The following is a 20,625-nucleotide window of genomic DNA, read 5'->3' as shown; positions in this document are numbered from 1 at the left end:
CTTAATGCCCTAAGAAATATCTTGCCACTGGCAATTTAGTGGAGGTCGACGCGTATCTCACCAGGTTCATCGCGGATCTTGCTGTCGTTAAGGGCATCGACTTTAACAGTTCTAAAATCGCCAACCAGGCTCGTCTCATTAGCTGAATCGGACGCGTTTATCTGCAAGGATCCACATATGCTCAATACCGTCTCAATGTCGGACTTAGGGAATTCGTAGAAATAGATTTGTCCTTGATAGTGGAGATCATGGGAAATCCATACGAATCGGGGGTATTCGCTACCGTAAAAGAGAAAACCATCGAATAATGGCGTTTCATAAAAATAGAATTCTGTCTCGTTATCATATCCGAGTCTCACATTTTTATGGAGCAGCTTAAACTCCAACAGATCTAGCTCTTTTCGCGACATGTCCCAACGAAACTCGTCAACCGTCGTTCTAAATGCCTCGGCTTTCAAAGCTAAGACTCTGTTTGGCAATTCTTTAGGCGACACCTTTAGTAATTGGCTCATCTCGTCGATTGCCGTCGCGTCACCATCCGTAGTAACGATGTCGATCGCTCGACAACCATCGAATTCAACGGCCCAGGCCTGCATCCAAGGATCATCAGGGCAGTGTTTGGTAACCGATCGACTATTCGGCAGCATGACGGAAACCGACGAAACGCTGAGTTGTTTCCAACCATCTGGAAAATCAGTCGGAGGTGTCAAATCATACAACCTCGCTATGCGATCATCATAAAAAGTAAATAGTATGACAAATCGCAGATGATCGGCCTTCCATAACAATAAAGTCATCGCAGATGCGAAGATCACCAAGCCAATCACGCATGCTGCCCATTTGGTCTTCGTCCAGGAGGAAGCGGGCATCATCAGGCAACTCCTTTTGCTCGAAGGGATCTCACGTCCTAACAGTTGACGTTCTCGCAGTCCAAGCTGAATGCACTCTAAACTGGCATTATTGTCGATTCAACAAAGAATCGCGTGCTAATCCCCGACAAACCCTCGATTAGCGGTGCTCCGCATCGATTTTGAACAAACATGAGGAAGCTACCGTTCGAGCACTCGTCTAGCCAACGTTCAGTACGCAGCACGAAGTTTTATTCGGACGGCAGATTCGTTGATTCTTGCCGCGACAAGTCAATCTGCACCGTTTCACAAATCTGCTTGATCCATTCGACATCGGTACCTGGGGGCGTCTCAAATAAGAGCGATCCTCCTTGTCGGAAGTCGTGCGATTCCCAGGCAAATGAAGCGTAGTTGCCGAATATGGTCAACAATCCGTCCCACTGGTCTTCCTGACGAATCATCACGGCCTCGGTGTTCGACATGCATACAGTTTGTTTTTGCGAGAGCATAAAATCGAGTTCTGCCAAGCGATCCCCCGGCATCATCCAATGAAACGATTCTGGCGAAGCCGCGTATACGTCGGCAACTAACTTCGCACGGCTTGGCGGGATGCCAGGGGGCAGGGATCGAAAGTAGTCGACCGACGATTCTACGTCGGACGACTGAATATTGCCGTACAGTACAGTAAGCTTCCGACCGGACCCAAGTTCGATTTGTGGGCAGTCCCGTTCACCGATGGGCGAGGGGTGGGTCCGCATTTCGATACCACCATCGGTCGGCACCGAGAAACGGATCTCATCGAAGGTCAGCGACTTCCAACTCGCCGGTCGCTTCGTATCTTTCGTCAACGGTTCGACCGAAACAACCTGGTACGTTTCCCAACCGTGTGCGAGGAAAAACCGAACGTGGTGAGCACGCCACGCAACAAGCACCATGATCAGCAGCAGCATCCCACCCAGCAACAGACCGAAGACGACCCGCGCCGGCTTCCGTTCACTTCGCTGTTCCACAACTGGGCTCCTTCTAACACATTATTGGGGATGACTATTGAAGTCTGCGACAGCAATCTAATAGGGGCGAGCAACGGAAGCCCCGGATTCGTGGCAAATCGTCCCATTGCCATGTTGGATAACGGGCGCACACATCAATAAGCGTTAGCGTAGCATGGCGCGAATTGGCGCACTAGCAATGCGATCAAGCGGTAAACAAATGGACCGCGCACCCTGGTATCGTCTCTCACCCTAGCCCTCTCCTCACAGGGGCGAGGGGACCGGAGGCGCTCCGTAAGCGGCCTCAAGTCTCGAACGTCACGATTGCTAAACACCCAAAATCGAACACCGCCGATTCGCTCGTAGGGCGAATGTAAACTTAAGAAAATAAATCTTGTCGCCCCAAGCCTGCTGCCTGTAATGGGTTGCGATCACGCTCTTAAAAAAATGCGTCAGAGACGCTTTAAGTTTGAAGCGCTTCGCTGGCATCTTTGGCGTCCATGAAAACGACAGCCAAGAACCAGCTAGATCCTATCCGCGAATGCCGCGAGTTGCGGGCTCAGATTGAGTCGCACTATTTGCGACAAGAGCTCGATTGGATTGAACAGAAACAAGCGGCCACGAATCGCCGAGTCAGCGAGTCGTGGCGCGAACCAACCTTAGGACGCACCTCCGTAGTCGACGTGCCGTTCCACCAGGGATCGCCCGTCATGCCCGATGTGGCGAGCGATCGCGCCAGCGGCGACTATCGCCCTATTTTCCAGACCGAATGGGACCTGGCAGTGATTCGTGGCATCGCTCGCTACCTTGCTCAATCAGCGTTCGGGCAAGGGATCCTCGGCAATCTTCGCAACTACATCATTCATACCGGCTTCGACTACGCCGCCACCGCCCGCCGCGGACACGATGCCCCCCGCGGCCTGGTGCAGCAAGTGCAACGCATTATCGATCGCTTCTTAGCCGACAATCGGTGGGAGCTCGATTTCGAGCAAGAGCTATGCGACGCCGAGCATATCGACGGTGAAGTGATTCTCGCCTTGGAACAACAAGGCCATCAGGTGCGCGTCCGCCGGGCCGAACCTGCCTGGTTAACCGAGCCGGCCGACACCGACTATTTGGAACGTCGCCTCGGTTCCGCTTCGCAGCTGAAGTGGCGCTACGGCGTTGCTACCGACGCCGCAGATGCCACGCAGGTCTACGGCTACTTCATCCAATGGAACGGCGACGCGCACAGCTGGAGGTTTTATTCGCCTCGGCGGGTGATGCATTTGAAAGCGAACACGCCACGACATGTGAAGCGCGGCTTGAGCGACTTCTACCCAGTGCAAAACGACCTCGTTGGCGCCACCGAACTGCTGCGACGCATGATGAAAGGGGCCGGCATTCAAGCCTCGATTGCCATGATCATCGAAGCAGTGCAGGGGAGTGGCAGCTTAGGGATCGGCGATGCGGCGAACCTGGGCGGCAACCTCGTTCGTGCCGCCGACAGTCCCCATTTGCATGTTCGTAGCGACGGCCGCTATCAAGCCGAACGGATCAGCGATTGGTCCGCCGGAACGGTGATCGATACGAAGGGTAAAAAGTTTCAAGCCGGCCCCATGGCCGGAGCCCAGGCCGCGAACTTTGTGCGAGTACTTAGTGCCGGGCTGCGAGCCGCTGGCGTTCGCTGGAACTTGCCAGAACACATGATCAGCGGCGACGCCTCGAACAACAACTACGCGTCGATTCTCGAAAGCAGTTCACCGTTTGTTCGCAAGATCGAGGCAGAGCAAGAGCGTCTCACCAAAGCGTACGAGCGCATGTTGTGGAGCGTGATTCGTATGCAGTTCGAGTGCGGGCGTCTAAACCTCCGCCGCTACGGCATGAACTGGAACGATCTGACGCAGTGCCTCAACGTGATCGTCACTGGATCAAGCCCAGCGGTACGCAACCGTGCGGACGATTTCCGTGTCGATGCCCAGCTGCATGAGATGGGCATTGTTTCCGCCCACAGCCTGGCCACCAAGTACGACTGGGATCCGACCGAAGAACGGGAGAAGCAGGTCCCGCTCGATCAACCGTAACTCACTCCTTCCCGTAGGTCTGGCTGTGCCTGACATGGCCCTGACTGTTTCCCTCACTACCTCACACGTGCTTTGCGTCAGGCGCAGCCTGACCTACGGGTTGCCTGATCAACTTACTGAAAGAACCAATTCTTATGTCCAAGATTACGGAAGCATTCGAGCAAACCGCCGCTTTGCAAGTCGACCTGGAAGCAGGCATCATTCGCGGCGTAAAGGTCTGTGGCAACCGCTCGAAGAATGGTCGCCACTATCCGGCCGATGTGCTCGAGAAAGCCGCGCCCCTGTACGACAGCGTACCGGTTTACCTGAATCATGGTTTACTGCCGGGGGACGAGCGAGAAATCGATGTCCACTTCGGCAATCTGCAGAACGTCCGCGTGCAATCAGGTGAGCTCTTCGCCGACTTGTACTATCTAAAAAGCCACCCTCAAGCGGCCGCGATTGTTGAGCGCGCCCAGCGTTTTGCCAGGAACTTCGGTTTGTCACACGATGCCGAAATCGAAGCGATCACTCAAGACGATGGGCAGCGCGTTACGCGAATCGTCGCGGTGAATAGTGTCGATATCGTCACCCGACCGGCAACCAATAACGGTATTTTTGAACAGGAGCATTCTTCCTTGATCTCAACTCGTTACCCCTATAAACGGCTGATCGAAAGTCTGCCGATTGGCCAATATGCCGGCAAGTTCACCGTGTTGGAAGCCATGGAACGTGATAACGATCCTCTTCTCTCCACGCCGATTGAAACGTCCGAGACCGACGAACCGTCCCTGAAACAGGCAACCCGTCAGCTGATTCTGGCTATTCTCGACGACACTTCCCTCGACGAAGAAACGACGCTCACGCGCATTTCGGATTTAGTCCAAACCCAACTGACGCTCCTCGGTTCAAGCATGCCAACCGGGGGAAGCACGCACGAATCGTGGCAAGCCCGTGCTCTGGCGGCCGAAACGGAACTGGCAGGTGCCCGCGATCAAGTCATCGAATCAGTCTTGAAAGCACACGGCATCGAACCCAACTCGCGTCTAACTCGCACACTCCGTCAGCTTCCCAACCGTGACGCCATGAACGCCTACCTCGACGGCGACGATATCGGCACAGTGCTGGAAAGCTCGCATCACGCGATCGCGAAAGCGGAAGGAGAGGACGTCGCAACTTACGAGGCGGCTCAAGACGACCAGACCTTCCTGGCCCGCATGCGGATGTAGGGCTGACGCGAGTTGGAAGTCTTCAGTGTGTTCAGCTTTCTTCGCAAGATCACGCTCAGTCCAAACCAACGCTCACACTTCCCACCACGACTCTCGCGACACATTGACAACGGAACACTTCACTAAAACAAGGCTTCAACCATGCCCACATTTACCACACCTTCTAACACGCTCAGCCAACACTGGAAAGTCGCGGCCGAGTACTTCACGCACTTTCTGGGCGTTCCTAGCGAGCTTTCCGTTACTGGGCTCGATACGAATGCAGGTCTCTCGATTGCTGACGCTGCCGGCGGTGGCTACGGGCGTCTTACCACAGGCAACACCGATCCTGGCAACAACGACGGAGTTTTCCTGGCCACGCAGGGCGAGATATTCAAGTTCGATGCCACACATGCATTCTCACTTCGTTCGCAACTGAAGTGGACGCCAACGGCCAGCGACACCGACAACGTCATGGCGATCGGCTTGATGAATGCTCCGACCGAGAACACCTTCCTGGCCGATAACGGTGCCGGCCCACCGGCTGATTACTGGGGTGCGTGCATCTACAAAGTCGACGGCGGCGTTACCTGGCAATGCGAAGTCAGCTACGGCCCGACCCAGCAGACACTCGACACCGAAATCCCCGTCGATGGCAGCGAAACCACATTTGAAATCGAATACCAACCTACCGTCGGTGCCACCGGTTACGGCCAGGTGACCTTCCGTATCAACGGAGAACTGATCCGCCGTCCGGACAGCTTCTTCCGCGAGTACTTCGCTCCGCAGTTCGATCTGACCAACGCCACCGAGATGAAAGGCCTGATCGGACTTAAGAAGGGAGACGCAGCCGCCGCTGCCGTTTCAATTGATGTCAATGCGTTTGGGTTCGCGATTGCTTTGGGCGGGTAACACAGCAATGTCGCTGCAATTTGTAAGTCTGCAGTTTTCAGTGCAAAACCTCACCGAGGCCACATCTACTTTCCCACTCCCCACCAAATCCTGTTCCCTTGCCCCTGTGGGGAGAGGGTTAGGGTGCGGGGACAGGAAGAAACGGAACCTCGGATTGCTTCCTATCTCCTCGCAAACCGAACACACACGACCGAACAATTCACTCTCGTCCTCGACCACGATCACAGAACACATCACGAGGACTTTCAAGGAACTAATCAAGATGATCTCACATTTAGGACTCTGGAACTGGCAAGCTTACGGCCGGGAATTCGCTGCGGCACAGCGAGATCGGCGGAAGGAGGCTCGCCGGCAAGGCGTGCACGAGTCGCACGTAATCAACGTCGCCGAAACCAATATGTGTAAGGCGATCCTGCGCGGTGAAGTCACCGAGTCCGATTACTCGATTCGCCGCGCGTTCTATGCCACGGTCGCCGATGGCCGCGAAATTGTGCAGAGCTGGGAAGATAGCCGCGCTGGCCGCCCGCAAGGGGTGAACCTGGTTCGCGAAAGCATCAACACCAGCGCCTTCGCCAACATCAATCAGACCTTCATGGTCAAGAAATTGATCGATCACTTCAACAAACCGCAGCTGATCGCGCGCCACCTGGTGAGCATTGTCCCCACCGGCGATAAGTGGGAACGCATGCCAGGCGTTGGCCAACTGGGGGACGGCGTCAGGAAGGTCGACGAAGGCGAAAGCTATCCACGCGTCACGCTCAACGAAGACTGGATCGAAACCCAAGAGACCGAAAAGCGGGGCTTCATCGTCGAAGTGACCAAAGAGGCAATCTTGTTCGACAAGACGGGCGAAGTAATGCGAATGGCCGACAAGGGTTCAGAGTGGCTGGCCATCAACTGGGAGAAGCGGGTGCTCGACACCGTGCTAGGCTTGGTCGATCGCTACCACCGCAAAGGTCGCGGCGTTCAGCCCACCTACGGCAACAACAGCGGCGACCACGACTGGAACAACCTGCAGGTCAATCCGCTGGAAGACTTCAGTTCGCTCGAAAAGGCGGACATGCTGTTCGAAGACATGACCGACCCCGACACGGGCGAACCAATCATCGTCGGCGAGAAACAAATGGTCGTCCCTGGTGCGTTGTATCAAACGGCCTTATCGATCTTGAACGCCACCGAGATTCGCCGCAACACGCAGGGCGTTACCGACATCGGTCACGCAGGCAGCACAGCCTACGCCAATCCATACCGCGGTTTGCCAGCCCCGCTCAGCAACCAATACGTCAAACGCCGCACGTCTTCCAGCACCAGTTGGTACTACGGCGATTTCAAAAAGGCATTCGCCTATATGCAAAATTGGGCCCCCGAGTCTGTCACCGCACCCGCAGGTAACGACGACGACTTCGAACGCGATATCGCCTTCAAAGCGAAAAGCAGCGAGATGGGCCAAGTCGCCGTCGTCGAGCCACGCTGCGTGCAGAAGAATACCGCCACGTAGCTGCAGTTAGTTTGAAGTTTTCAGTGTTCAGTTTCAGAAACTATGTGATTCGATCCTACCCTCACCTATTCCAACAAATCCTGTCGCCTCGCCCCTGCGGGGAGAGGGGACAGGAATGGCGAGAGCACTGATTACTTCATGCTTCTTCCCTTTCACACCTTTCCCATCGAACACGTCCCACGAGAGAACACCGACCCATGACCAAGCAACCTACGGAACTTGAATCCAACCATCCAGCAAAGCCCGGCCTTCGCGACTTCATCGTCACCGTGACCAAACGGGGCGAGCCCGATCTGGACATCCCCGTCGAGGCTGTCGATGAGGCAGACGCGGTTCGCCTTGCGTATCAGGCCGCCGGCGTTGCCCAGCGTACCGAAGCGTACAACGCCGTCGCGACTTCTGTGTAACTGAATTGTCCATTCCTCAAACAACTCGTCATCCCCATGACTAAATCGACCACCCAAGTGGTTAATGACCTACTTACCCGCCGCGATGCCGTCTTGCAGCAACTGGCCGAGATGGCCGTAACCTCGCCAGGCGGTCTCCCCAACACCTCTGGCACCGGCGATCACATCGATCATGTCGGCCTTCGTCAAAGCCTGTACGCCGAACTGAACGAAATCGACTCGCTCTTGGCCCGCATGGAAGGTCCGCGCGAGTCGATCTCGCAGGGACGCCTTACGTAAAAGGAGCTAACTGTCATGCCTTGGCCTTATCGACATATCGTTGTTGTGAGTGCGGCCGAACAAGCAGCCGCCAATCAACTTGCCGCCCAGATCGATCCAGACGACGGAAGCAATACGTTTGGCGTCCCTCTCTCGCCCAACGGCCTGGAACCTGCCACACACTTTGGTTGTAGCACCGCATCCGAGGCGGTCATGGCCCAAGCGATGTTCGACGCGCAGCCTGTCTTACTTTCGGTTCGCTGGTGGCGTCTCGAAGCAGCCACTGGAGAGTTAATCGACACGAACACGGCCCAGGGGCTTCCAGGCCAAGTCTGGACCTGGCGAGACACATTAGCCGCGGTTGGCTTAACCACGGTTGCCGGAGAGGAACCGTAATGCCGATCACGCACCCTTCCGATATCGACGGGTTAGCGCATCGCTACCAGCCAGCTGCGACTGCCTTTCAAGATGCGGCGGCAACCATTGTGGCGGAACTTAATGATCCCATTGGTTGCCTTCCCGATGGCATCGGTTCCGATCCCGTAACGCAAAGCAATACCTCGAAGAAGCCGCTTCTCATGCAAGATCAGGTCGGCTGGCCGTATGCTCACTTCGATGGCGTCGACGACTATTTGCAAACCATGTTCAGCTCGGCAATCGCTTCCCCGCTGACCCTCGTCATTGTCGCCAACATTCCCAATTCCAGTACCAACGATTTTCTGATCGATGGGGCATCGAGTGCCCGCGCGATTCTATGGGTGCTCGCCGACGATCGAATTGGTTTGTACGTCAACGGCGGACCTCGCTCGCCGGTGGACTACACGCCTGGACAACGCTTCACCGAGATTGCCGTTTTCGCCGGGGACGACTCGATCAACCGAATCGATGCCGTCGAAGTCGCCGAAGGCTCCAGTCCGGGTGAATCCCCCTTGGCCGGACTAACACTCGCAGGCCGCTATCAAGGGGACACACGCCTGCTGCGATGCGATATCTACGATGTTCTGCTTTACACGCGGGCACTTAGCGAGCCGGAAAGAACCGATCTCAGCAACTATCTCACGCAGCTTTACAACAACGCACCGCCCACAAGCGGAGTCCCTTTTCCTTTCCTGCATCATCATTTGCAAATGATGGGAGCCCGCTAATGCACAGCTACCTTCGACAAGCGACATCCTCGCAAACACGCGTCCTGGGTCCGTTTCTGGACGATACCGACGGTCGATCGCCCGAAACGGAGTTATCGATTGCGAACACCGATATTTACCTCGTCGCCAACGGCGGCTCACCATTCACAAAATCAAGTGGCGGCGCGATTCATCGCATCAACGGCGAATACGCCGTCACATTTGACGAAGTCGATACGGCCACGGTCGGCGAATTGACCGTCAGCGTTATCGTTGCTGGCGCATTGCCCGTTCGAGCAAAGTTTGTTGTCCTCGAAGAAGCGGTCTACGACAGCTTGTTCGCCCTTGGCAGTTCCGCCCAAGTCGACCTGATCGACGCTCCTAATACGGTTGCTGTCAATGCTCTCGCCACCGCACTCTTGGATTTGAACAACGGAGTTGAATCGGACTGGACGGTACGACAACTCTTTCGTGTCGCATTGGCCTTGTTCGCCGGAAACTCGACCGGCAACGGCACCAACTTCGCCAATCCCGCCGGAACCAAGACACGCCTGCAATCTACCGTCGATAGCAGCGGCAATCGCACAGTGACCAGCAAGGACGTTTCATGATGGCCAGTTACTTCGGCAACTACTTTGGCGTGTCTTCCGCCAGCGCGTGCCCCGTGGCATCGTTCGCCTCGCAGTATGCCATGTACCAGAACACCTGGCAAAGCTTTCCCGATATTGGCGAAGTCACGTACCAAGACTCGCAGAGCTCGGTTGCCACCGCGAAAGCACGCAAATGCCTTCCCCGCCAAAGCGAACTCCATCGCATCGAGTCGTACGCGGCTCAGTCCGACTACGCCACGTTCATCGTCTGGGACGCCACGTTGGCGGGCGTTTCCCTGAAAGGAAACGGAAAGCTGACTTGGACCGACGGAAGCGTCTGGACCATTGAAGCGCTGTGGCAGGAACACTTTGAAACCCAATGGCGCTGTCTCTGTCGCCGCGATATTTAACAGCCTATTAGGACAATCATGACCGCCACATTTGAAACCTTGTGGGATGCTGTCCAAGCCGAGATCGTCGGACTCGAGCTCGACGGCCTGACCGACGACACCATCCGCCAACAACAATTTCCCGCCAATGTCAGTGACAACCAACTTACCAGCGGGGCGTTGCTTTGCCCCATGCCAGAGGAGGAGGGCCCTGCCGGGACGAATCGCTCAAGCGACGTTGGATACGGCTTCTCACTCACCATGCTGCAAAAAGCAAATTCGCGGCTGGGTAAATCGCAGCTTCCCAGCCTGCTAACTTGGCGCGAGGCCGTACGCAAGCACTTCCATCATCAATCTCCCCTTGTCGCAAGCGGCTGTTATCGCTGTACGGTTGAACCGACCGACGCCATTATGCCGGCCGCTTGGACGAAGCAATACGACGTCTCGACCCTCATCATTCGCTGTTGGGTCTTGGAATAAGGAACACAACCGATGGTAACCATGGGCTACGCCACCCAGTTTGGACTGGGCCCTCAACACGCCACGAATCTGGCGACACGACAGTTCGAGTTTCAATCATGCTCGCTAAACAAACGCCAGCAACTTGTCCGTTCGCAAGGGATTCGCGGCCAACGTGCTCCAAGCGGCGACACCACGCAGCCGGGCACTTATGCGGTAAGCGGCAGCGTCATGCTGGTCCCGCGTCCGGACGATCTCGACTTTCTGCTGCCATACATCCTGGGGGCAGCCGAAGATGCCGATCTGTTCGCGATGGCCGAAAGCTTGCCCGATTTAGTGGCCACGATCGACAAGCAGGTGTATGTCGAAACATATCGCGGCCTGCGAGTTGCCCGCGCGATCTTCCGCAGTAGTCAGGGGCAACCATTGACGCTGGAACTGCAGCTAGAGGGAACCACCAAAGACAACATCGCCGCGGCCGGTACCTTCCCCAGCATTACCAGCACACTTTCCGCGAAGCTACCGTATGTCCATCATCAAGCGACCTGGACGTTCGACAGCACCGAGTTCGAACTGAACGATTTGGTTCTGACAATCGACAATCAGCTGGAAACCGACCACTACAACAACAGCCAAACACGAACCCGTCTGCCTCTCGGAGAACCGCAAATCACACTGGCCTTCAATACGCATCACGATGCCAGTTTCCACGGCAAACTGCGCGACATCGCCCCCAGCGGCGTCAGCGCCGCACAGCTCCGATACAACAACGGCACCGATAGTCTCGCGATCGATTTCGGTCGCTTACAGAAGCACGAGACCCCAGTCGACATCCGCGGCAAGCAATCTCTCCGCCCTGATGTCACTCTCGCAGCGTTCGCTGACACGGCAAACAACTTGCCCATGATCCAATTTACCAACACCAACTCCGCATAACCTTCGGTCGCCTCTCCCCAGCCACAGAAAACTAACAACTCCATACTCACCGAAACGGCATTCCTGTGACGAACACACTTTACTTCATCGACGACGGTTACACCCAAACCGGGCACATCCTTCCTATCGAAGGTCTGCATGGTGCAGTCACGTTTCAATTTCGCCCCATGCTTTACGAGCAGCGGCAACGCGTGAGCGAGTTACTGAAAGCTGCGGCCACTGGCGAAGCAACCCAGGTTTTGGCGGCGGCAATTTGTCAGCAGGTTCTCTCCTGGAGCTTGCCGCGTGAACTCAAGCCGGCCAATGTCCGGCGACTGCGTCCGAAACTGCTCGATCGCATCTACCTGATTGTCGCCGGGCATGAAGCCTCCGATCCACTTCCATCCGGACAAGCGGTAGAAACCTACGACGAGATCGCCGACGCAAAAAACTGATCGAGGGTGTAGCCCTGTTGGTGCTGCACCCTGCCGTTGCCGCGATCAGCTGCGTCGACTGTGCCCGGTGGATTTTCAACCTGCAGACAGGTCAGCGCGAGACGGTTCGCATCGGTCCTCAGCGGATTCCAGTTCCACAGCGACGCCCCGCCGGTATACCGACGCCGTGTGCTTCCTGCCCCAAGCAAAGCCCACAGCAAGCAGAGCTTTGGAAGTTGAGCCGTAAGAACGAACAAACCTATCACTTGTGGCAGCGTGCCCAGGCCACATTCGGCCGGGCGATTCCTGATCACCTCAAACAAGACACACTGCTGGCCCGCAATTTCGCGGAACTCGACCAGTTGCATGCCGCGATCGACTCGGCCCGACACCATCCCCGTATCGTACCCAATGCCAGGTAACCCATGAACGTGGAACAACTCCCACAAAGTGCCCTCGACCTAGCCCGCCAAGGGGAACTCTCCTCGGCCGGGCCTATGCAGATGGAACAAGCGCGGCATCATGCCATCCATCGACTCGTACCGAAACCATCCGAGCCAGACACGGAACAGTCATTTTCGGCGCAAGAGATCGCTCGAATGGATTCCGCAGCCGATTCCACGTCCGATCGTCGTTCGCCTTCGCCCCGTCCCGCCCAGGCAGCCGCCTCACTCGCCCAAATCGCACAGCAAACGGGTGGCTCTGCAAGCATCGCATTCCCTGAAGCCAGCCTTCCAGCGATGCCTGATCTGTCATCGACGCTGCAACAGCAGATCGAAGCGACGGTCCGCGTCGAGCGCGAGTTGAAAATCGAAATTGAAGACAACATCGAGGAACTCGCCCAGCGTACCGGGGACTATCTGGTCACCCAGCTCGATCAGCGCGAACAACAACTACTGGAACGCGTCGCTGAGCAGATCAACCAGCAACCAACCCGCCGCGCCCACCTGGCTGGCCCAGGCACCACCGTCGGCGGTTAACCCGCCAACGCATCCCCATCGGGTTCCCTCGCACCCGAGTGGAGAGGGTCTATCGTCGCAGCATGACGACACAGATTCACCATTCCGTCACCCTTCCAGGAGAAGATCATGGACCCTATTCGTCCGGTTGGTCATCGCGCAGATACTTCGCAATTTGATACAGCACAATATTCGCAACACAACCGATCAAAACGATCAGCCCCACCGTGTAGCTAACCGGAAAGTTGATCTGCAAAAGAGGTCTTGAGAATACCACAAACGCGACGGCGGAGTACAAACAAACAACATACAGCACCGCGATACCGAACCTCTTTGCATCGCGTGCACGCTTGGGATCGGTGATCCAGCGACGCAGATTGCCCGGAAAGTGTTTCTCGGCTTCCTCTTGTTGGATCTTCGCTTCGTCGTACGGTTCCTGACGCACAATTGCCACATCAAACTGTCGCGCGTCGAAATGAGCGAATACTTCCTCGGCGGATTCCGCATTCAGATCCTCGTGCCGAATCTCGCCTGACTTGCGATCAGTGATGCGAACATGAAATCGAGTTGCGACAACCATGTCTTTAAGAAGTCTGCGAAGAGAGTAGTGCAAGCTAACAATTGGGAGATCCAATCAGCATGTCATTTATCTACCAATATGGCAACTCAAATGTCACTTCGTTCCCTAACTCCTCGAGTCGAATCGGTCAGACATCGCCATCCTTTTGCTGGGCGACTAGATAAATCCGAAACGCCAGCGACAAGGTAATCCCTAGTCCCCATACCAAGATCATCCCCAACGAAATCGTGTTACCTGGCGCAGCACGGATTGCTCCGTACAACCCACCGAACAAGACAATCAATGCCAGCACCAAGATCACCGATAGAACCACCAAGCGACGCCACTTGGCATGTCGACGAGGAGCCGTTGTTTCCGACTCGCGCAGCTCGGAACTTGGCGAAACGAACGGATTCTCCTCGTTCATTCAGCGTTCCTTGCACGATTCGACACAATGTAAATACAGACTCCCAAAGGGGCCACGATCACCAACCCCATAACCACAACGGAAGCCAATTGAGATCGAAACTCTGCCGTCAAGAAGGGGAACGCGATCACCAGACCGATAACGAAGGGGCTCGCAAGCGACACAGCACCAATCAATAAGCCCCACAGCAAGACCAACTGACGGCGGTAAATCTTCTGGATGCGCGAAGGAGGCTCGGCGTCTGGCTGAATAACAACCGGCGAAACGAACGGATTCTCCTCGTCAACTTGCCCTTCAGGCGTATCCATTAAGCCAATCAATCAAGGACCTAGCTCATGTATTTGAAGTGGGGTGATTATACCCATCCACTCGGCGAGCCTCAAATTACCATCACGCGTCAGCCCATCCTGGCCGAGTCAGGCATCCCCGTCGCGCACACGGTGACGTGGGACATTCAAGGCAAGTTACTTGGCTCCGGCCAAGCCGATCTCGACGCTAAGATCGCCGCGTTGAACGCCGCTTACACGAAACAAAACCAAGACCTCATCTTACTCCGCTCCGACGGCCAGACCGACTCGCAGCATAGCTTGCGTCGTGCCGATACCCGCGGTGGAACATGGGTCGTCAGCGGTCCCAACTTCCCCGATGGGGGCGGTGCCGAGTACGCGACCGTTAGAACCTTTCAGCTTCAAATCCAAGCGGAAGTCCCGGTAACGAATCCGCAGACGACGTTCGTTTCGTTCGAGGAAAGCTTACGACTCTCCGGGGGCGGGCCGCTCTTCTCCCATGTAGAAACGGCATTCGGCTTCCCAGTTCGGCAACAGCTACGGGCGAACACCACCTTTCGCGCCGTTCAATCAGGCAGCGCGATCGGTTATCGCAATTATCCGCCGGTACCTGGCCCACTGTTTGGCTACGGGAATCTCACGCGCGAGCCTGTCATCACCCGCGTTTCGCCAAAGCGTGTGGGAACTGCCCATCACCAGTATCGCATGTCGTGGCAATACGAATTCGAGTCGGCATTTCCCTTATCAGGCCTTCCCCACATCAGCCCGTAGATCACGGCCATCAACATCCATCACAAAGGTAAATCACTATGTCACTCTGCATTTGGCGCGGCGACGCGCAAGGGATCGCTCAGGTCGATCGTGTCACCGTCAGCGAAGTGGAAGTTGGCGACACGTTTACGCTGACCGTCAATCGCAAAGATGTTTCGTTCACCGCCACGTCCACCACCACCGATCACGTCTATGGCGGCCTCGCTTCGGCGATTGCTGCGGCCAACTTGCCTGAGTTCCCCTCGGCTACGGTTATCGGGGCCACGATTGATCAAGCCTCTTATCTAAAACTCATCGGTCGCGGCGATGGCACGCCATACACGATCAGTGGCAGCACAACCAACGGCGGCACCGGCTCCGTCGATATCGAGCTCATTCAGACCGGCACGCCAGGGCGAAACATGAAGCAGCGTATCGCGTTGCCAGTCGGTATCAGCGGCGGAACCTTTACGCTCACCTGGTCAGGTCAAACCACCACGGCGATCGATTACGACGCAACCGCCACGGAAGTGGACGCCGCTTTGGAGGCGCTGACGAACATCGGCAGCGGCGACGTCAGCGTCACCGGCGATCCTGGTGGACCATGGGTTGTGGAGTTCACCGGCACCCTTGCCGCAAGTACCCAACCGCCAATTAGCGGTAATGGAGCCAGTCTCAGCGGCCAAGCCGTGAGCATCACTCAGGTCCAAGCGGGCCAGTCTGGCTCGAACTACGCCGGCAACTTCATCGTTCGTTACAACTCGACCGACAATTACGCCGCCGGGATTCAAGTGACCGGAACCGATCCGTACGGCAACGTTCGCTCTACCGCGACTTACAGCTTTCCTTACAGCTACGACACCATGTGGCGAAACACGTTGGCCACAGCACTTGGTGTCGGGAACGCTGACATCGCCGTTAGCGTCACCGATCAGTCCGCATCAAGTGAGTACGATGTCGAGTTCCGTATCATGTTCGAGTGCGTCGGGCAGCTAGCCGGTCGTGGGAACATCAATCTGGCGCTGCTCTGGCTTTCCGATTTTTCGACCATCACGGTCACCGAAAGCGATGCTGGTGGCAACACGAGCAACGAGATGCAGTTGGTTACGTTGCCAGGTAGCCCGACCGGAGGCACATTCACGCTCACCTTTCAAGGACAAACGACCAGCGGCGTCCCCTACGATAGCTCGGCCGCATCGCTGCAAACGACGCTGGAAGCGCTTTCCAATATCGAAAGCGGCGACGTGATTGTTACCGCGGGAAGCGTCGGCGGATGGCAAATCGAGTTCGCCGAAAGCCTCGGCGCCCAAGACTTGGCCTTGCTGACTGCCAGTGGGACAAATCTCTCTGGTGGGACTATCGCCACTTCGACATCTCAAGCGGCAATCTCCCCACTCAACGAGAAAGTACTTGTCACGCTCGGACAGGAAGTTAGTGGTGGCACGTTCACACTTACCCACAGTGACAACACCACTGGCAACATCGCATTCAATGCGACCTCCGATACAATTGACGCGGCCTTGGAAGCCCTCGCACATCTTTCCAGCGGCGATGTTCACACCAGCGGCGATCCTGGTGGGCCATGGATCATCGAGTTCACCGGCAATTTGGTGGCAACCAATGTTGGCGAAGTGATCGCCAATGGAGACAACCTGACCGGAACTTCGGCCCAAACAATCACCATCACTTCGCTCAGCACGTCAACCGGACCTTACCACTGGGACAACGCCGAGAATTGGAGTGGCGGCAGCGTCCCGGTCGACAACGACACGGTAGTCTTTGAGCAAAATGCGAATCCCGTGAAGTACGGCCTTGATCAATCTTCGACGACACTCGACTTGCTTGATGTACGGGCCAGCTACACCGGAACGATCGGACTGCCCAGCGAGAACCGAAGCGGCAATACGCCTTACATCGAATACCGCCTGCGTAGTCTTCAAATCGGTGCGACCAACGTTCGCATCGGGGCAGGGGAGGGGATTGGCAGCGAGCGCATTCGGCTCGATCTCGGTGATGTCCAAAGCACGGTCACCATTCACAGCACCGCGACTCCTGCCGCGATTGGGCAACATGCGGTGACGTTTCAAGGGACTCATGCGGCCAACAAATTGTTTGTCTATCAAGGATTTGTCGGCATCGCGCCGAACTCCGGCGACACGGCCGTCCTGAACGAACTGCACGTGGGTTACGAAACCGACGCCACCAGCGACGTCGAATTGTACGTGGGAGACAACGTCACGCTGGGCGATGTTGTGGTGCACGGCGGGCAGGTCACGACGCAGGGCCGCTCGTCGACGGCGATTACCTCGCTGCTGGTCACTGCTGGAGAAGTCACGCTGCTCGGAACCGACGGCGTTAATCAACTCGACATCGAGGGAGGCATCGTCTTCTATCGCACCACCGGCAACCTAGGCGGCAATACGATCGTCAGTGGCGACGGGCGATTGTCTCTGACAGGAGATCTCCGCGCAAAAACCATCGCCAATACGGTAACTTGCCGCGGCGATAACGCCCTCGTCGAAGATCCGCAGCAGACCGCTTCTTCGCTGTCAATCGCCTATGAATCGACCAGTCGCCTCCCAGAGCTTGGCACCACCTTCACCATTGCCCGCAGCTAACATGCTTCGCGCTTTCGCTTCGGCTTGCTCGCAGCACGGCCAATAACCTCGCCGCCTCTCCCTTGTCCTTTCCACACACGGCCGAGGTGACCGACATTTGAAAGATACGCCCATGCAACCACGCTTTTCCTTTCCCGGAATCAACGACTACCTCAGTGTCCAATACACATTGAGTCAAGGCATCAGCCCAGGCCGAATCCAGGTCGTCGCCTTAGCGGAAACGATCGCTCCGCAGCGTTACGGAACCGCCGAGTTCTCCGATCCAACGACCGGCGTCTCGTTTCGTTTGCCCGATTGCCTGGTCGATCGGCCACGGTTCGAGCGACAGGCCAATGGACGCACGCTTGCCCGGATCGATATCCTCGACCAGCGCTGGCGGTGGCAACGCTTCGGACAGATCTCGGGTCAATGGAACGTACGTCGGGCCGACGGTTCCTCGCTCGTCCCAGGCACCGAGAAGTCCCCCCGCAAACTCCTTTCACTCTGTTTTGCCGCGATGGGGATCGATCGGCCTGACTTGTCGCAGGTACCGAACCTGGCCCGTCCGTATGTTGATTGGGATATCACCAACCCCGCGCAAGCATTGGCCCAAGTAGCCGATACAGTCGGCTGCGTCGTCGTATTGAAGCCAGGCGGACGAGTCGCGATCGATCCGATCGGCCGCGGCAAATCGCTCCCACAGAACGAGTGGCTGATGGCTGGCCACGTCGGCTACGATCCGCCCGAGTTAACGTTAGGAGTTGAATTCTTCGCGGGGCCCACCCGTTATCAAATCGATGCCGAGCTCGAACCGGTTGGCGAAGACCTCGACGGCGAGATTCGCCCGCTCGACAAGCTGAGTTACAAACCGGCAGAGGGCTGGGAATCGGTCGCCCTGCCAGACTGCCTCAGCGTGGAAGCGAAGTATCGCGATCTAGCCAAAAAGAGCCTCTACCGGATGTATCGCGTCAAGCCGCCAAAGTACTTGCCAGGCGTGCCGAAAAAGCGGGAGAACCGTGTCAGCACGCTCGACGAACTCCTGCCACTATTACCGCATCAGGTTGAACGCGAGGTGCTCCCTGATGGAAGTCACCAGCGACGGCCAGCTTGGATCTACGGCGACTTCGATCGAGGCGGCACCGATTACGCCAAGCCTCGGAAGGTTAAACAGGTCGATCCCAATCTGAATCAACAGCCACAAGACTTGTACACGCGTGGTTACACCGTCGATCGTCAGCGCGGCATCGTTCAATTTGCCGAGCCGGTCTTTCAGTGGCAAACCGGCACCAACGATTACAAGCCGCAGCCTGCGGAGCTAATGATTCGCATTGCGGTTCAGTGGCGACGACCGCGCCTTCGCGATCTTCAACACTGGTCAACGCTCCGAGGTCGCAAATCTCGAACGATGCCTCCGCTCACGATTCATCGCAACGATATCGCTTTGGAAGCTTTCATCCATCACGAACAGAAGAAGGTCGTCACGAATGAGAAAGAAGTCGAGCGACAAGCCAAGCACTACCTCGACCAGGCCATCGCCTCGCTCCGTCCGCACGAAATCGGCGGCGCTTCCTACGTCGGGCTGCAAGCGATCGAACCGAGCGGGGCTGTGCGGCAAGTCAGTTGGTCGATTAACACGCAAGGAGGCATCGCCTCACGGACCGATGCCAGTGTCAACTTCGACGACCCAGCCCTCGATATCAGCTACGAAGAACGTCGCCTGTTCGAGAAGCTGCAGTACAGCCTCCGCAAACAAACCATCCACGAACAATCGCCGGGAGTCATCGCATGACTAGCTTCCCTACACCAGCACGCGACCGGCAACGCTGGCAACCATTTCGCAACGCCAGCCAGGAAACGCTGCCTCCGTTTGCCATCCTCGGTCCTCAATTCGGCGAACCACCCAATGACGACGAATACATCGCGATCGAAGGAGCCGACCGTCGCGAGTCGGTACTTCGGCTGGGCCGCCCGCACGCCGCATTTAATGGTGGACAAGATGCCGCCTTGTTTTATGTGAACGGACCGCAAGCGGTTCCTGCTGGTAGCTTTGGCAACTGCACGCAGGACGGTCCCATGCAAGCGATGGTCAGCTTCCCCGCCGACTCGCCGCCCCAATGGAACGATTACCTGGCGATCGATCTATTCGACATCTACAACCGCGACGTCCCACTGAGCTTGGTCCCAGGTCTGGGGGGCTATCGCCTGATCAGCTTTCATGGTTGCCCAACAACGAACTATCGCGATCCGGACCGCCCCAGCATGGTGCATAAGATCGCCTGGGTCGCGCCGGCCTACAAAGACGCGATTCCTGCTGGGTTGGTCTTCCGCATGGGAAGTGGCGCCGAGCTGGTCGAAGCAAAATCAATCGTCCCGTTCGGAACCGCCCTTGGTCCACAGTGCGAGTGGTTCGGCCCGCTACGCCAGATTTTCTACCCAGGCGAACAGGATCAAGCCGATCGCTACGCTGGCTTCTTCCGCATTCCAACGCAAGGGCATTACCTGTTGAACTTCAGCGCAACCATCCGTTCCCCCGATGCCCCCATCTCCGGCGCGTACACGCTAGGTTTGATCGCCCGCACCGGACGTTACGGCGAAGCGCTCGAGTCAACACTTAATCGCGCCCAGATCGAAGCTTCGCTCGACACGCTACAAGAAGGTGTGACCTATCCCAACTTCAACGGGCGGCATCAACTGTTGGCGGCAACGCTTGGTGTGCAGCCCGCCGATACGAACCTCTACCACGACGAGGTCGACGGTTACATCACCGAGCGAACCTCGCAGGAAGTGACCCGGCATTGGTTTACGGTCTCAGGCTCAACCGTGCTCGACATCTATGCCGGCGACACGTTTTTCTTCATGAATCCGACGTCGTACCAGATTCAAATCGAGAACTTCAGCGGCACGCTGACGCTGCTTCCCGGCACACCCGCGTTCTCCGCTCGCAACAATCAACTTGGCGCCACGTAACACGAG

Annotated in this window: 24 protein-coding genes; 19 read left to right on the top strand and 5 right to left on the bottom strand. The window is 56.7% G+C overall.

Features of this window, described 5'->3' with window-relative positions; all coding sequences use genetic code 11:
- Positions 1–35: 35 nt before the first annotated feature.
- Complete coding sequence (locus tag C5Y83_RS05960) at positions 36–872, bottom strand: hypothetical protein (protein WP_105328736.1); 837 nt, start codon at positions 870–872, stop codon at positions 36–38.
- A gap of 227 nt (positions 873–1,099) precedes the next feature.
- Positions 1,100–1,858 carry a hypothetical protein gene (locus tag C5Y83_RS05955; protein ID WP_105328735.1) on the bottom strand — a complete coding sequence of 253 codons (759 nt, stop codon included), beginning with the start codon at positions 1,856–1,858 and terminating at the stop codon, positions 1,100–1,102.
- Between the two features lie 479 nt (positions 1,859–2,337).
- Between C5Y83_RS05955 and C5Y83_RS05950 the strand changes: the two genes are divergently transcribed.
- The 15 genes from C5Y83_RS05950 (at position 2,338) to C5Y83_RS05880 (ending at position 13,053) form a co-directional block, all read left to right on the top strand.
- Entirely contained in the window at positions 2,338–3,900 is a 1,563-nt protein-coding gene (locus tag C5Y83_RS05950; protein WP_105328734.1) for a phage portal protein, read from the top strand.
- 134 nt (positions 3,901–4,034) lie between these two features.
- Positions 4,035–5,108, top strand: coding sequence for a hypothetical protein (locus C5Y83_RS05945; protein WP_105328733.1), 1,074 nt, complete (start codon positions 4,035–4,037; stop codon positions 5,106–5,108).
- A gap of 141 nt (positions 5,109–5,249) precedes the next feature.
- Positions 5,250–5,999, top strand: coding sequence for a hypothetical protein (locus C5Y83_RS05940; RefSeq protein ID WP_105328732.1), 750 nt, complete (start codon positions 5,250–5,252; stop codon positions 5,997–5,999).
- Between the two features lie 262 nt (positions 6,000–6,261).
- A complete protein-coding gene (locus C5Y83_RS05935) occupies positions 6,262–7,497 on the top strand; it encodes a hypothetical protein (protein ID WP_105328731.1) in 1,236 nt (411 codons plus the stop codon).
- Between the two features lie 197 nt (positions 7,498–7,694).
- Positions 7,695–7,904, top strand: a complete 210-nt coding sequence (locus tag C5Y83_RS05930) for a hypothetical protein (RefSeq protein WP_105328730.1) — start codon at positions 7,695–7,697, stop codon at positions 7,902–7,904.
- 36 nt (positions 7,905–7,940) lie between these two features.
- Complete coding sequence (locus C5Y83_RS05925) at positions 7,941–8,183, top strand: hypothetical protein (protein WP_105328729.1); 243 nt, start codon at positions 7,941–7,943, stop codon at positions 8,181–8,183.
- 15 nt (positions 8,184–8,198) lie between these two features.
- Positions 8,199–8,558 (top strand): hypothetical protein, encoded by a 360-nt coding sequence (locus C5Y83_RS05920; RefSeq protein ID WP_105328728.1) that lies wholly within the window; start codon positions 8,199–8,201, stop codon positions 8,556–8,558.
- Complete coding sequence (locus C5Y83_RS05915) at positions 8,558–9,307, top strand: hypothetical protein (protein WP_105328727.1); 750 nt, start codon at positions 8,558–8,560, stop codon at positions 9,305–9,307. Before C5Y83_RS05920 ends, C5Y83_RS05915 begins: the two co-directional genes overlap by 1 nt.
- Entirely contained in the window at positions 9,307–9,897 is a 591-nt protein-coding gene (locus C5Y83_RS05910; protein WP_105328726.1) for a hypothetical protein, read from the top strand. The genes C5Y83_RS05915 and C5Y83_RS05910 overlap by 1 nt, the downstream gene beginning before the upstream one ends.
- Positions 9,894–10,286, top strand: a complete 393-nt coding sequence (locus C5Y83_RS05905; RefSeq protein WP_105328725.1) for a hypothetical protein — start codon at positions 9,894–9,896, stop codon at positions 10,284–10,286. The genes C5Y83_RS05910 and C5Y83_RS05905 overlap by 4 nt, the downstream gene beginning before the upstream one ends.
- An 18-nt stretch (positions 10,287–10,304) precedes the next feature.
- Positions 10,305–10,745: a hypothetical protein gene (locus C5Y83_RS05900; protein ID WP_105328724.1), complete on the top strand. Its 441-nt coding sequence runs from the start codon at positions 10,305–10,307 to the stop codon at positions 10,743–10,745.
- A gap of 12 nt (positions 10,746–10,757) precedes the next feature.
- On the top strand, positions 10,758–11,660 hold the full coding sequence (locus tag C5Y83_RS05895; RefSeq protein WP_105328723.1) for a phage tail tube protein: 903 nt from the start codon (positions 10,758–10,760) through the stop codon (positions 11,658–11,660).
- A 65-nt stretch (positions 11,661–11,725) separates the two neighbouring features.
- Positions 11,726–12,094, top strand: a complete 369-nt coding sequence (locus C5Y83_RS05890; protein WP_105328722.1) for a hypothetical protein — start codon at positions 11,726–11,728, stop codon at positions 12,092–12,094.
- A 20-nt stretch (positions 12,095–12,114) separates the two neighbouring features.
- Positions 12,115–12,495, top strand: a complete 381-nt coding sequence (locus C5Y83_RS29080; RefSeq protein ID WP_146117653.1) for a hypothetical protein — start codon at positions 12,115–12,117, stop codon at positions 12,493–12,495.
- A 3-nt stretch (positions 12,496–12,498) separates the two neighbouring features.
- Positions 12,499–13,053 (top strand): hypothetical protein, encoded by a 555-nt coding sequence (locus C5Y83_RS05880; protein WP_146117652.1) that lies wholly within the window; start codon positions 12,499–12,501, stop codon positions 13,051–13,053.
- 115 nt (positions 13,054–13,168) lie between these two features.
- Here C5Y83_RS05880 and C5Y83_RS05875 read toward each other — a convergent pair whose 3' ends face one another.
- The 3 genes from C5Y83_RS05875 to C5Y83_RS05865 all read right to left on the bottom strand — a co-directional run bounded on the left by C5Y83_RS05875 (position 13,169) and on the right by C5Y83_RS05865 (position 14,326).
- A complete protein-coding gene (locus tag C5Y83_RS05875; RefSeq protein ID WP_105328719.1) occupies positions 13,169–13,612 on the bottom strand; it encodes a hypothetical protein in 444 nt (147 codons plus the stop codon).
- 127 nt (positions 13,613–13,739) lie between these two features.
- Positions 13,740–14,018 carry a hypothetical protein gene (locus C5Y83_RS05870; protein WP_105328718.1) on the bottom strand — a complete coding sequence of 93 codons (279 nt, stop codon included), beginning with the start codon at positions 14,016–14,018 and terminating at the stop codon, positions 13,740–13,742.
- Entirely contained in the window at positions 14,015–14,326 is a 312-nt protein-coding gene (locus tag C5Y83_RS05865; RefSeq protein WP_105328717.1) for a hypothetical protein, read from the bottom strand. Before C5Y83_RS05865 ends, C5Y83_RS05870 begins: the two co-directional genes overlap by 4 nt.
- Before the next feature lie 27 nt (positions 14,327–14,353).
- Here C5Y83_RS05865 and C5Y83_RS05860 point away from each other — a divergent pair, with 27 nt between their 5' ends.
- The 4 genes from C5Y83_RS05860 (at position 14,354) to C5Y83_RS05845 (ending at position 20,619) form a co-directional block, all read left to right on the top strand.
- Entirely contained in the window at positions 14,354–15,076 is a 723-nt protein-coding gene (locus C5Y83_RS05860) for a hypothetical protein (protein WP_105328716.1), read from the top strand.
- Between the two features lie 38 nt (positions 15,077–15,114).
- Positions 15,115–17,673 (top strand): hypothetical protein, encoded by a 2,559-nt coding sequence (locus C5Y83_RS05855; protein ID WP_105328715.1) that lies wholly within the window; start codon positions 15,115–15,117, stop codon positions 17,671–17,673.
- A gap of 112 nt (positions 17,674–17,785) precedes the next feature.
- The gene (locus C5Y83_RS05850) at positions 17,786–19,441 is read left to right on the top strand and encodes a hypothetical protein (protein ID WP_105328714.1); all 1,656 of its coding nucleotides are present in this window, start codon (positions 17,786–17,788) and stop codon (positions 19,439–19,441) included.
- Positions 19,438–20,619, top strand: coding sequence for a hypothetical protein (locus C5Y83_RS05845; RefSeq protein ID WP_105328713.1), 1,182 nt, complete (start codon positions 19,438–19,440; stop codon positions 20,617–20,619). Before C5Y83_RS05850 ends, C5Y83_RS05845 begins: the two co-directional genes overlap by 4 nt.
- Positions 20,620–20,625 lie beyond the last annotated feature (6 nt).

Origin of the sequence: Blastopirellula marina, assembly GCF_002967765.1 — a bacterium.
Taxonomy (GTDB): Bacteria; Planctomycetota; Planctomycetia; order Pirellulales; family Pirellulaceae; genus Bremerella; species Bremerella marina_A.
This window is presented reverse-complemented; position numbering and strand designations above follow the sequence as displayed.